Source organism: Litorimonas taeanensis, from assembly GCF_003634015.1.
Classification (GTDB): domain Bacteria; phylum Pseudomonadota; class Alphaproteobacteria; order Caulobacterales; family Maricaulaceae; genus Litorimonas; species Litorimonas taeanensis.
Genome location: NZ_RBII01000001.1, coordinates 33,803 through 46,572 on the forward strand (window position 1 = coordinate 33,803; position 12,770 = coordinate 46,572).

The window sequence follows — 12,770 nt, forward strand, 5'->3', positions numbered from 1 at the left end:
TTTTATTAAAGAAATTTCGCCATGGCAGAGGCGGTGTCGAGCATGCGATTTGAGAAACCCCATTCATTGTCATACCAACTCAGAACGCGGATCATCTTCTCATCCATGATGACGGTTTCGCCCGTCATATAGCTAGAAGAATGCGGATCATGATTAAAGTCAATGGAAACCGTCTTATCTTCGACAATTTGTAAGATGCCTTTCAAAGGCCCTTTGGCTGCGGCTTCAAAAGCGGCGTTGACAGCTTCGAGTGTGGCGGCTTTTTCTGTATTGACGACCAAATCCACAACAGAGACATTCGGGGTAGGGACGCGAATGGCTTTGCCGTCTAATTTCCCATCGAGCTCTGGCATAACGAGGCCAATCGCCTTGGCGGCGCCCGTAGAGGTTGGAATCATAGACAAGGCAGCGGCGCGGCCACGATTGTAATCCTTACGGTGAATTGTATCGAGCGTAGGTTGATCGCCAGTATAAGCATGTACGGTCGTCATAAAGCCGTTTTTAATACCAAAGGTTTCATGCAAAACCTTTGCTAAAGGGGCGAGGCCGTTCGTTGTGCAAGATCCATTGGAAACCACAATATCATCTTTTGTCAGGACATCCTCATTTACACCGTAAACGATAGTTTTGTCTGCATTCGTACCTGGAGCGGAGATTAAAACGCGTTTCGCGCCGGCGGCGATATGTTTCGCGGCTGCGTCGCGACTGGTGAAAATGCCTGTGCACTCTAAAACTATATCTACGTTGTTATCTGCCCAGTTTTGATCCTCTAAGTTTCGAATTGAAGTGACCTCAATCGGGCCTTTGCCGATGTCGAGCGTATTCCCTTTGGCTGTTACCGTGCCAGAAAAACGACCATGAACCGAATCATACTTCAATAAATGCGCCAGATTTTCCGGGGAGGATAGGTCATTAATTGCAACGACTTCGAGGTCGTCACGTCCACTCTCATATAAAGCGCGGAGTACGTTCCGGCCAATGCGGCCAAATCCATTAATCGCAAGACGAGTTGTCATGAGGCAATCTTTCAATCTGAGCCGCGAAGAGGCTGTCTAAGACATTTGGCGGCTATCGTGTAAAACAGAGCTTTCTAAAACAAACAGAATGTTCGTTTTCGAATATTGCTCCTATAGTCGGAATAGAAAGCGTTGGCTAGGGGGAATCCCATGAAGTTTTTTTAAATGGATGATAATCAAGAGAGTGTGATGAGGAAAGAGGGCCTTGGCTCTTGCGGTCTGTAAAGGGGCAACCTATTTGCGGCTCATGACGAAAGCACAAATATATAAAGATGTTCTAGAAGAAATCGCGGCGGTGATTGAGAGAGAAACCTCGCAAACCGCGCGATATGCTACGGCATCGTGTCTCTTGGCGGGGCGGTTCGATTACTTCTTTTGGACAGGGTTTTACGAAGTCGATCCCTTGAAAGAAGCAGAGCTTGTTGTCGGGCCTTATCAAGGCACATTAGGGTGTCTGCGTATACCTTTTTCTCGGGGAGTATGCGGTGCTTGTGCAACGAAAAAGGAAACGATCATCGTTCGCGATGTGCATGCCTTTGAGGGACATATCGCTTGTGATTCTCAGACAAATTCGGAAATTGTCGTTCCCGTTTTAAACGCACAGAATGAATTAATCGCTGTGCTAGACGTAGACAGTACGGAATTCGGATCCTTTGATGCTGATGACCAAGCCGGATTAGAGGCAATTGCGGCTATTCTAGCCGTTTAACCGCGCTCTAATACGCCGCCTGTTTCAGGGTCGTAATTTTCATTGTCAAAGTGTATCGGCTGGCGTGTCCGTGGGTTTTCTATCTCATACACGACAAGATTCAGAGCTTCTTCGACTGTGGCTGCACTGTGAAGATCCGTCCGTGTTTCTTCGCTCGCGAAACCTTCATCAATCACATGGTTAAATGCGGCTAATAAACTATCCCAATATCCTGTGTCGCTGAGATAAACGAGGGGCTTTTCATGTAAGTTTAGGCGCAGCCATGAAAATACCTCCACGGCTTCTTCCATCGTACCTATGCCCCCCGGTAAAACGATGAAGGCGTCGGCTTGTTCAAACATTGCGAGTTTACGTTCGTGCATGGTCTCGACATATTTATGGGAGACGCATTCGAGCGTTTTTTCCGCTTCTTTTAGAAAATGAGGAATGATGCCCGTGACGGGGGCGCCATGTTCATGGGCGGATCGTGCGACAGCACCCATCAAGCCTAAACCACCGCCGCCATAAACTAGCTTATGCCCTTGATGAGCAATTTCGCGGCCTAAATGTTGGGCAAGTGCCATATGATTTTGGGCATATCCTTCGCGGGCGCCACAAAAAACACAGAGCGTAAGGGATGTCTTCTCGTCTTGGCTATTCACAGCATTGAGCGCATTTTCAGTTTGCTTTGTCATATTGTCCCCTTATGGCTTGTGACTGTGATATGCAATGTTGCGTAGAGTAAGGATTTGAAAAAACCTATGTTTAAGCCACGTATTATCGGCATTATGATTGGGGGTCTATTATTGGCCCTGGGCTTAATCATTGTTTTGCAACTATTGGATGTGTTCTCTCGCATTAGTGGAGAGCAAGAGAAAGCGCAAAAGAGCGAAACTATTGAGGCTGTCGCACCTCTTGGTGTACGACCAACCGTTTTTACGGATATTTCAGAGGTCACAAATGGCTTAAATAAGCTCCTGCGCATTTCAGGCTCTGCTGAACCGAATTCTGTCATTGTTATTTTGGACCGCGGGGAGAGATTGCGTCAAATACGCTCGGACGAAGACGGAAATTGGCGAGTCGCATTAGAGACAGATGACGATCAGCCTATGGTTATCGAAGCTGTCCTGTTTAACGAAGGGGGCGTCACAGTCCGCGGAGATGAAACGATTTATCGTGTGGTTTTACCGGGGGAGGCCAAACCTGTTATTGTCGATGATACAGTCGTTATCGAGGCTGAGTTAGTTCCACGTCCTACTTTGATTATGGTCAGCGCACCGGGCGGGCCGACACGAATTGTACGGTCTCCATTTGGAGGAAGCCCAACAAATGGGCCCTTAACAATGGGGCCAATCGACTATGATGATGCAGGCGGGGTTATTTTTTCGGGTACGACGAGCGAAGAGGGACGTGTCAGGCTCTACGCGAATGATGCGGCCATCGGCGAAACACGAGTTGGCGCAGGCGGGCGTTGGAATTTTATCGCAGGACGTATGTTGCCGCGTGGGGAGTATGACGTACGGGCTGAGCTTATTCGGACGAATGCCGAACGTATTCACGTGACGGTCCCATTTGAACTTTTACCGCCGACAAATTCTCAAGTGCCGGCGGGTATTCCAATGGTCAGATTCGAGCCTTTCCGATGGCAGCTTCGCAGAGAGCTTTTGGGCGGTGGAACCCAAAGTACTGTTATCTTTGCACCAATAGAGGCTGATCCTATTATCCCTGATAATGGCGATAAAGAATAACCGTTAAGGCGTTTCTTTTTCCTTGAGCCGTCCCTTTTTACCAAAGGTGTAGACCCATTTGATTGTGCGCCACATAAAGGTGCAGACCCATTTGATTTGGCGCCACATAATGGCGGGGGCGCAAAGAAGAACGGGCGTTACCACAAGCGTCAGAATTGTTGCAAACCCAAGACCACTTGCCACAACAAAGGAAATAGGCGCCCAGATTTCGGATGTGCTTGTTCCGCGCAAATCCAACTCGCCTGTAAAGATGTTCGCGCCCCAGCCCAGTATTAACGGCATTAATCCGACGACTGTCGTCAGTGTCGTCAAAAAGACAGGTCGCAAACGCTGTGCAGCTGTTCGAACCGCCGCGTCTACAGGTTCATATCCATGTTCTCGAAACCTTTGGAACGCATCAATTAAGACGATATTATTATTCACAACAATACCTGCCAAAGCGATGACGCCCGTCAAGGTTAATATCATAGACACATAAGGGTAAAAACTCAGCCCCAGTAAGACGCCAAAAACAGACATGATAACGGCGCTTAGGGTCAAGAAGACATGATAAAAGCTATTAAATTGTAAGAGCAAAATAACGCCCATCATAAAGAGAATCGCAACCATGGCGCCGATGGCAAATTGACCCGCCTCGGCATTTTCTTCTTGTTGTCCAAGAAATTTCCATTTCACAGATGACGGCAATTCGACCTCTTCACTTAACCATTGGGTCAGCTCTTCGACCTGAACATTGGTGGCGTAATCTTTATGAGTATTGCCCTGAACGACATAGAATGGCAGCAAATCTCGTCTTTCAATTTGGTCCTGTCGTGGTTTTGCTACGCGCGTCACTACGGTCGAGAGGGGCAAGGCACCAGATGGTGTTTGAATGCGAAGGCTATCAAGAGAGGATAAGTCTCGGGCAGAGGCAGGATAGCGAACACGAATATCGACTTCTTCTTCTGCATCTAAAGGACGATATTGTCCGACGAGAGCGCCTTCTGTAATAAATTGAATGGCAGAACCTATACGTCCTACATCAAGGCCTAAACGACCAGCTTCGGCGCGATCTACAATGATTTCCCAATCAACCCCAGGGAGCGGCAAAGTATCTTCGACGTCTATGATGCCATCAGTATCATCGAATTTCTCGCGAACTAATTTTGTGACCTCGACAAGGGCTGACTTATTTTCTGACGAGATTTGGATTCCGATATCTTTACCAATAGGCGGGCCTTGGTCGACGGCCGTGATCTCAGTTAGCACGCCGGGAATACCCGTTGTCGCTTGGCGAAGTTGTTCCACGATATCAACAACGCTTTGGCGCTCATCAAAGGGGAGCAATTGAGTGTAAACTTTAACGACTGTATCCGTTGGCACATTGGTCGGTCCCGTAAATGAACCGCCGCCGCCTTGCCCAATCGCGCCGTCACCAGCAACCGTATAAACAGATTCAATTCCCGGAATGTCTTTGATCCGGTGTTCGATATCTTTGCCGATAACAACCATTTGCTGTGGGGTCGTATTGCCCCGAGCGCGCGCCAATATGAAAAGTTGATCCGAGGGGGTTTGCGTAAAGAATTCCACAGGTTTAGGGGGCGGGCCTTCCATACGAGCCTGAAAGATCATCACAATTGTAAAGGCGACAACAGCCATTCCGCCCAAGACCAAAAAAGGATAGCGAACAAGCCGTTGGATAAGGCGTACATACACGCCCGTAGCCCCTTTTAATTGGCCTGGATTACCTTGCCCCGCGGCCAGAAGCGTCGCATTTTGGTTTTTAGTTTTCTTTGGACGAAAACCAATTTTTGCGCCTAATGTTGGTAAGAATATTAGAGCCATCAAAGTCGAAGCGGACAAAACATAAATCATTGTGCGGGGGAAATAAGACATGAATTTCCCCGTCAATGAATCCCAAAATAAAAGCGGAATAAAGGCTGCCAAAGTTGTCGCGGTTGATGACATGATTGGCCAGAACATACGTTCGCCCGCCATTTTGAAAGCCTCTAAGCGCTCTATACCTTCATCCATTTTTCGATCAGCAAATTCGACAATAACAATCGCACTATCAACCAAGACCCCCACAGAGAGAATGAGACCAAACAAAATCATCATGTTGATGGTTTCGCCTTGGATTAGAAAAAGGAAAAAAGCGATAAGGAAACTGGCAGGAATGGCCCAGCCGACGAACAAAGCCGACCGCCAACCCAGTGCCGCAATACAGACAATGAAAACCAAAATAACGGCGTTTACGATAGAGGCCGAAAGCTCGCTCATCATATCATTAATATAAATAGAGCGGGATTGAGAATAAGAGACGTTAATCGTCTTGGGCCATTCGTCGCTTGTTGTTATTTCGTCGACGAGAGCTTGCACACTGTCCGTTGTGTCCAGAATGTTTTCGCCTTGCCGTTTAGAGATTTCAAGGGCGACAGAGGTTCGACCATTAAAGCGAGCATAGGTTGCCACGTCTTTGTAACCTCGTCTCACTTCGGCAATATCGCCGAGTTTAATAATAGCACCGTCCGAGCTACGCCGAATTACAAGTTCGCTCATGTCTTCTGGGTCTTCTATGAGGCCAGGAATTTTCACATTAAACTTGCCGCTCTCCGTCTCCAACGCCCCTGCAGGGATGAGGCTGTTATTTCGTCCAATAGCAGAGGAGATTTCATCAAATGTAATGCCAAGGCTTTCAACGCGGGAAGGGTCTAAGATTGCCTCGAGTACGTCTGTGCGTTCGCCAGATATATTGGCCTCTAAGACAGAGGGGAGGCTTTCGAGTCGCCTCTGCAAATCTTTAGCGCGGCGTTGTAATTCACGCTCAGGCGCATCTCCCCACAAATTCACAACGAGGATGGGGATAGAAGACGTGCTAATTTCTTCTACAATGGGTTCTTTGGCTTCTTGCGGGAATTCTGAACGCGCGCGGTCGACTTTCTCTTGGACTTCGGCAAGGGCTTTGTCTTGATCGAAACTGGCTTCAAACTCCAAAACTACATAGGCCACATTTGTGGCGGCAATGCCGTTCATCTCTTTTAGTCCATCAATGGATTTTAGCTCGGTTTCTAATGGCCGTATGAGTAAGCGTTCAGCGTCTTCTGGTGAAATTCCGGGCAAAAGGACTTGGACGTTAATGAACGGTACAGGAATATCAGGTTCGGCATCCAAGGGTAGCCGGCTCATGGCGAGTAATCCGCCGATAACGGCAAAGAACATAATACCCAAAGTCATCCGCCAATTGCGGATTGAAAACCCAACTATGCCAGGTATGCCTTTGGCGCTGGGCGATATCCCATCATCACGTTGGATAGGGCCGAGATCGTCTGGATCGCTCATTATGTGAATCTCATGGATTTGTCGCGCCGTTATAATTTTCGTCAGGTGACACTTTTTGCCCAACTGCAACGTAGTCTTGTCCTTCGACTATGATGCGTGTGCTCTCAGGGAGGCCAGTCACCCATGCGCCCTCTGGCGATTCATCGATAACATTTGTTTTGGCAAAACGAACAATGTTTTGGCTGTCAATATAACGAACACCCACAACGCCTGTGTCGTCCAGAGTCAGTATATTGGCAGGGATACGTTGTGCCATAGTCTTCCCCGAAACAAGCCTGACTGTCGCTGTCACTCCAGCCTTTAAGGCGTAATCATTATTCGGAACCAAGATTTCAGTCCGAAAAGTTCGAGTGGCCAAATCTGACTTGGCTTCAACAAAGCTAATTTCGCCAGTAACGATTTCGCCTGTAGCCAGTTCAATCGTAGCGCTCTCGCCCGCTTTAACCAAGCTAACTTGTTTTTCTGTCAATTGTGCAATGACCTTCAGCGGTGATAAATCTACTAATAACCCGCAAGCTTGCCCCGGGGAGAGGTAATCACCGACTTCGGCTAATTGTTCTTCCCAAATGCCAGAGAATGGCGCGCGTATATTGACGTTATCAAGCTCTATCTCAGCCTGTTTTAAAGTCGCCTTCGCGCCGTCAAGCTGTGCTTCAAAGCCAATAACGCGCGTCTCGGATTGAAAGCCTTTTTCCGCCAAAATTCGCGCCCCGCGTAAATCGTTTTCTATTGATTTTAAATTGGCTTTAGCTTGATCCACTCTGGCAGAGCGCGCATCCACATCTTGTCGGCAAACAAGTGCACCTTTGGATAAGATAGCGCCTTCCTTGGCGGGGGCGCTGACAACCAAACCCGCAGTCTGGGCTTTAACGCTCACTTCGCGATTGCTCTCAGTCTGGCCGTATAGTTCGAGAATGTTTTCATGGGGAACGGCGGTAATCGCGCGTACTTGTACCGTTGGTATACGGGTTTGGGCTTCGTTCTGAATTTCGGCCTGAGTTTTGCCTGCTGTTGGGGGCTCTTGATTGAAATTATTGATAAAGAACCAAAGAACGATGAGAGCAAGAGCGATGCCCGCGATAAGGAATGATTTATTTATTTTCATGGCGATTTTCACGGCGATATATTTTCATGACGTTGTCTTAGCCTGTTACGTCGCAGAGGCGCATCATAGATGCCATGCTATATGAGCCGCTTATTATGTCATTTATCAATAAGAAACCAGAGTTAATTCTGAATAATAACTGTTCGATTTCGACAAAGAATTTGTGCTAAATTTCATTGAGATAAGTCAATAAATTGGAATAATATTGCGTCGTCTTGTTGAGGTAAATCAACGAGATAGCCCCCCTTAGCTCCGCTAGGCAAATAGTTTGCGTTAAAATAGCCCTAAGAGGGCAATTTCGTCAAAATCAGGCTTGCCTTTGTCATTTAGCTTAGTAACCTACGCGCTTTCCATCAGACGCGCAGGGGTTAGGTTTGGGCGATATTTTAAAACAGCTGGACGCAAGACGGGCGGAGGCCCGTTTGGGTGGCGGCGAAAAACGAATCGCAGCGCAACATGGAAAGGGCAAACTTACGGCGCGTGAACGTCTTGAGCTTTTGCTGGATCCAGGCTCTTTCGAAGAATTCGACATGTTCGTCAAACATCGCTCTACCGATTTCGGGATGGAGAAAAACCACATTGCAGGTGACGGCGTTGTCACGGGATGGGGAACGATTAACGGACGCAAGACTTTTGTCTTCGCCCAAGATTTTACAGTTTTCGGCGGTTCGCTCTCGGAAACCCACGCACAAAAAATAAACAAAGTCCAAGAAATGGCGATGAAGCATGGCGCGCCGATTATTGGCCTGCAAGATTCAGGCGGTGCGCGCATCCAAGAAGGTGTGGCGGCGCTGACGGGTTATACGTCCGTTTTCCAAAACAACATCCTTGCTTCGGGCGTTATCCCGCAAATCTCAGTCATTATGGGGCCAAGTGCTGGCGGAGCCGTTTACTCACCTGCATTGACCGATTTTATCTTTATGGTTCGTGACAGCTCTTATATGTTTTTGACAGGGCCAGATGTTCTGAAAACCGTAACTAATGAAGTCGTAACGGCCGAAGAACTAGGCGGGGCCAAAACCCACACGACGAAGTCATCCGTTGCGGATGGTGCTTATGATAATGATATGGAGGCGCTGGCGGAAATTCGGCGTCTTTTTGATTTTCTGCCTTTGAATAATCGCGACAGAGCACCGGTTCGTCCGTTCTTTGATAAGCATGATCGTATTGATGAAAGCCTCGATACTATGGTGCCTGATAATCCTAACCTGCCTTATGATATGAAGGAATTGGTCACCAAAATTGCGGATGAAGCTGACTTCTTTGAAATTCAGCCAGACTTTGCCAAAAATATTTTGTGCGGTTTTATTCGCATTGAAGGCCAAACCGTCGGCGTAGTGGCAAATCAACCGCTTGTCCTTGCGGGGTGTTTGGACAGTGATGCATCTCGCAAAGCGGCACGCTTTATTCGCTTTTGTGATTGTTTCGAAATTCCAATTTTATCCTTGGTTGATGTGCCGGGCTTCTTGCCGGGGACGAGCCAAGAATTTGGCGGCGTGATTAAACATGGCGCGAAACTGCTTTATGCTTACGGCGAAGCGACAGTGCCGAAAGTCACCGTCATTACGCGCAAAGCTTATGGTGGTGCATATTGCGTCATGGCCCCGAAACATCTACGCGGCGACCTTAACTATGCGTGGCCAACGGCACAAATCGCCGTGATGGGCGCGAAGGGCGCTGTAGAGATTTTGCATCGCAAAGACCTCGGTGACGAAGAAAAAACTGCCGCCCATATTGCCGATTACGAAGAGAAATTTCTCAGCCCCTTCCGCGCGGCTGAACGCGGCTATATCGACGAAGTCATTCAACCGCGCAGCACGCGCAAACGCATCGCGCGCGGCCTCGCTCTGCTAAAGGATAAAAAGCTCGACAATCCGTGGAAAAAACACGGGAACTTGCCGCTTTAGTTATGGGAAACAGGCAAAGTATCGATCTTTGGTATTCAAAATCTACCCCGGGTTTTGTTGAACAAGTTTGTCATATCTTTGAAGCTGAAGGGTTTGAAGTAAGTCAATTGCTCGAAGAATATATACACAACGCGTTTGGCTATGAGGGAATTCCATCTATCGTGGTTGAACAGAACCAGCCATTATTTGAGAATTCTGTGTTGGCGTTCGATTTGTATCAACTTATTTATGTGTCTATCCAATTTAACTTACTAGAAGTGATTGGAATAAACAAAAATGACTCTGTATCACATGTTGATGAAGCCAAGGAATTTCAAAGTAGAGCGTTATTTGTCCTTTCGGCTAGAATTAATCATGAACTAGCAGCTATACGACTATTGCTATTTAATGATTTATCAGTCCAAGCTGTTGGACGAGTTCGTTCTTACATGGAATGTCACGAAGCTTTTATGTTGGCGGCAATTGACGCAAAGTTTGCTAAGGATTTTGTATTATCAATCGACGCACAAACAACCAAAAATCTTTTCTTCAAGTATTTATCGAAATCGAAAGCTAATAAAAAAATTAAATCCTATCTCGCAAGCAAAGAGGGAGGGATGGATAGTATTATTAAGTTAGAAGAACTGTCAAAATCCTTCATAAATGAGTTTGGAGGGATGGTGCATCCTTCGTTTTTACCAACCTTAGAAGCCATATTCAATGATATGGATAAACTTGCTGATGATGACGACCACAAATTAAGACGTGGCGCAGTTGGTGTAATGCAAAGAACCGTAATGTTGTGCGGTGGACACATGATAATATTGATATTTGATTTCTATTTACCTCTCGTAGAATCAATTTTCGAAAATCCCGAGTCTCATATGAGAGAGATAACTAAGTTAGCTTCAACGTGTAAAACTAGCTTAGCGTCAATTCCTCTTTTGTGCGCCCGATATAGTATAGCGGAAACTATAAAATGATAAAAAAAATACTCATCGCCAATCGCGGCGAAATTGCTTGTCGGGTTATTAAAACGGCTCAGAAAATGGGCATTAAAACCGTGGCGGTTTATTCGGATGCGGATAAAAATGGCCTGCATGTGTCTATGGCGGATGAAGCCGTTCACATTGGCCCGCCGCAGGCTAATCAATCATACCTCGTTATGGATAAAATTCTTGGCGCGATTGAGCAAACAGGTGCGGACGCCGTTCATCCCGGTTATGGTTTCCTGTCTGAAAACCCAGAATTTGCGAAACTGCTGAAGGAAAAAGGCATAACCTTTATCGGCCCCAATCCACACGCCATTGTGTCGATGGGTGATAAAATTACGTCCAAGAAATTAGCGAAAGAGGCAGGGGTCTCTTGCGTGCCGGGTCATATGGGCCTCATCGAAGACGCTGAAGAAGCCGTAAAAATTTCACAGAAAGTCGGCTATCCCGTTATGATTAAAGCCTCTGCCGGCGGCGGCGGGAAGGGCATGCGCATTGCCTATAATGACGAAGAAGCCCGCGAAGGCTTTCAGTCATCAAAGAACGAAGCCGCGAGCAGTTTCGGCGATGACCGTATCTTTATTGAAAAATTCGTTGAACAACCGCGCCATATCGAAATCCAAGTTTTGGGCGATAAGCACGGCAATGTCATCTATCTGGGCGAGCGCGAATGTTCTATTCAACGCCGAAACCAAAAAGTCATCGAAGAAGCGCCGTCGCCATTTTTGGACGAGAAGACCCGCGCCGCTATGGGCGCAGAATCTGTCGCCCTTGCCAAAGCGGTGGATTATGATTCTGCGGGTACTGTAGAATTCATCGTCGATAAGGATAAAAACTTTTACTTCCTCGAAATGAATACGCGGTTGCAGGTCGAGCATCCTGTCACCGAACTTATTACTGGCGTGGATTTAGTCGAACAGATGATACGGTCTGCGCAGGGCGAAGTGCTCAACATGACACAGGATGATGTGAAACTCACCGGTTGGGCGCTGGAATCACGTATTTATGCAGAAGATCCCTATCGTAATTTCTTGCCTTCTATTGGCCGTCTGACCCGTTATCGCCCGCCCTTTGAGGGTAAAAAGAATAGCGGCGCTATCATCAGAAACGATACAGGCGTTTATGAAGGCGGCGAGATTTCGATGTATTATGACCCGATGATTGCCAAGCTTTGCACATGGGGCGAAGATCGCGGTATCGCTCTCGAAGCTATGCGCCATGCACTAGATTTGTTTGAACTCGAAGGTATCGGACATAATATTCCATTCCTTCAGGCTGTTTATGATCATGACCGATTTGAACGCGGCGATATCACCACAGCCTTTATCGCGGATGAATATCCCGATGGCTTTGAGGGGGCGGATATCAATTCAGGCCATGCCCGAAAGATTGGCGCTATTTGTGCGCTCATGCATGATATAACGGAAAATCGCGCCGCTGAAATTTCAGGAACTCTGCCAAATCACGCGCGCCATATCCCCGATGAGTGGGCCGTGCAGGTCGGCGAATTTGAATATATGGCTGATATTAACGGCGAGAGCGGTTTACGCACAATCGTCATGGCAGACGGTGAAAAAGCCGCCATAGAAATGGAAGTCTTGACCCAATGGTTGCCGGGGCATCCGCTTGTCATCGCTTTGGTCGATAATAAGCAATTTAGCTTTAGCGTGAAACCGATTGCAGAGGGTTATCATGTTTGGCACCGCGGCTGTGAATTCAAAGTTGCAGTCCGTACGCCGCGCGCGGCAGAGCTGGCCAAATTCATGCCCGTGAAAGAAGCGCCCGACACCTCCAATCTTTTGCTTTGCCCTATGCCGGGTGTCATCGTCTCTGTCTTGGTCGAAGAGGGCCAAGAAGTGCAAGACGGTCAAGCCCTTGCGGTGGTTGAAGCCATGAAAATGGAAAACACCCTACGCGCCGAAAAGAAAGGCGTTATTTCCAAGGTAAATGCCAAAGCCGGTGATAACCTCGCAGTTGATGAAATCATTATGGAATTTGCGACAGAATAGGAAGCGGC

The 12,770-nt window shown here is 47.5% G+C and carries 9 protein-coding genes; 5 read left to right on the forward strand and 4 right to left on the reverse strand.

The features are described 5' to 3' along the window. Positions 1-5 precede the first annotated feature (5 nt). Complete coding sequence (gene gap / locus DES40_RS00135; RefSeq protein WP_121098562.1) at positions 6-1,016, reverse strand: type I glyceraldehyde-3-phosphate dehydrogenase; 1,011 nt, start codon at positions 1,014-1,016, stop codon at positions 6-8. A gap of 247 nt (positions 1,017-1,263) precedes the next feature. Between gap and DES40_RS00140 the strand changes: the two genes are divergently transcribed. Next, the gene (locus DES40_RS00140; RefSeq protein WP_121098563.1) at positions 1,264-1,725 is read left to right on the forward strand and encodes a GAF domain-containing protein; all 462 of its coding nucleotides are present in this window, start codon (positions 1,264-1,266) and stop codon (positions 1,723-1,725) included. Here the strand turns inward: DES40_RS00140 and DES40_RS00145 are convergent. Continuing rightward, a complete protein-coding gene (locus DES40_RS00145) occupies positions 1,722-2,399 on the reverse strand; it encodes an LOG family protein (protein ID WP_121098564.1) in 678 nt (225 codons plus the stop codon). The genes DES40_RS00140 and DES40_RS00145 overlap by 4 nt on opposite strands. 66 nt (positions 2,400-2,465) lie before the next feature. Between DES40_RS00145 and DES40_RS00150 the strand changes: the two genes are divergently transcribed. Further along, positions 2,466-3,452 (forward strand): hypothetical protein, encoded by a 987-nt coding sequence (locus DES40_RS00150; RefSeq protein ID WP_121098565.1) that lies wholly within the window; start codon positions 2,466-2,468, stop codon positions 3,450-3,452. A gap of 3 nt (positions 3,453-3,455) precedes the next feature. On the opposite strand, the gene DES40_RS00155 is transcribed toward DES40_RS00150, so the two are convergent. Both DES40_RS00155 and DES40_RS00160 read right to left on the reverse strand, forming a co-directional pair. Continuing rightward, positions 3,456-6,770 carry an efflux RND transporter permease subunit gene (locus tag DES40_RS00155; RefSeq protein ID WP_121098566.1) on the reverse strand — a complete coding sequence of 1,105 codons (3,315 nt, stop codon included), beginning with the start codon at positions 6,768-6,770 and terminating at the stop codon, positions 3,456-3,458. A 10-nt stretch (positions 6,771-6,780) separates the two neighbouring features. Continuing rightward, complete coding sequence (locus DES40_RS00160) at positions 6,781-7,875, reverse strand: efflux RND transporter periplasmic adaptor subunit (RefSeq protein WP_121098567.1); 1,095 nt, start codon at positions 7,873-7,875, stop codon at positions 6,781-6,783. A 374-nt stretch (positions 7,876-8,249) separates the two neighbouring features. Between DES40_RS00160 and DES40_RS00165 the strand changes: the two genes are divergently transcribed. The 3 genes from DES40_RS00165 to DES40_RS00175 are packed head-to-tail and all read left to right on the forward strand — an operon-like array spanning position 8,250 to position 12,762. Continuing rightward, positions 8,250-9,782: an acyl-CoA carboxylase subunit beta gene (locus tag DES40_RS00165; protein WP_121098568.1), complete on the forward strand. Its 1,533-nt coding sequence runs from the start codon at positions 8,250-8,252 to the stop codon at positions 9,780-9,782. Next, positions 9,752-10,744 carry a hypothetical protein gene (locus DES40_RS00170; RefSeq protein WP_147405799.1) on the forward strand — a complete coding sequence of 331 codons (993 nt, stop codon included), beginning with the start codon at positions 9,752-9,754 and terminating at the stop codon, positions 10,742-10,744. The genes DES40_RS00165 and DES40_RS00170 overlap by 31 nt, the downstream gene beginning before the upstream one ends. Further along, positions 10,741-12,762, forward strand: coding sequence for an acetyl-CoA carboxylase biotin carboxylase subunit (locus tag DES40_RS00175; protein ID WP_121098570.1), 2,022 nt, complete (start codon positions 10,741-10,743; stop codon positions 12,760-12,762). The genes DES40_RS00170 and DES40_RS00175 overlap by 4 nt, the downstream gene beginning before the upstream one ends. Positions 12,763-12,770 lie beyond the last annotated feature (8 nt).

What these genes read in the sequence shown, in the direction of transcription:
- gap (WP_121098562.1), bottom strand. Translation starts at nt 1,016, where the DNA reads ATGACAACTCGTCTTGCGATTAATGGATTTGGCCGCATTGGCCGGAAC.
- DES40_RS00140 (WP_121098563.1), top strand. Translation starts at nt 1,264, where the DNA reads ATGACGAAAGCACAAATATATAAAGATGTTCTAGAAGAAATCGCGGCG.
- DES40_RS00145 (WP_121098564.1), bottom strand. Translation starts at nt 2,399, where the DNA reads ATGACAAAGCAAACTGAAAATGCGCTCAATGCTGTGAATAGCCAAGAC.
- DES40_RS00150 (WP_121098565.1), top strand. Translation starts at nt 2,466, where the DNA reads ATGTTTAAGCCACGTATTATCGGCATTATGATTGGGGGTCTATTATTG.
- DES40_RS00155 (WP_121098566.1), bottom strand. Translation starts at nt 6,770, where the DNA reads ATGAGCGATCCAGACGATCTCGGCCCTATCCAACGTGATGATGGGATA.
- DES40_RS00160 (WP_121098567.1), bottom strand. Translation starts at nt 7,875, where the DNA reads ATGAAAATAAATAAATCATTCCTTATCGCGGGCATCGCTCTTGCTCTC.
- DES40_RS00175 (WP_121098570.1), top strand. Translation starts at nt 10,741, where the DNA reads ATGATAAAAAAAATACTCATCGCCAATCGCGGCGAAATTGCTTGTCGG.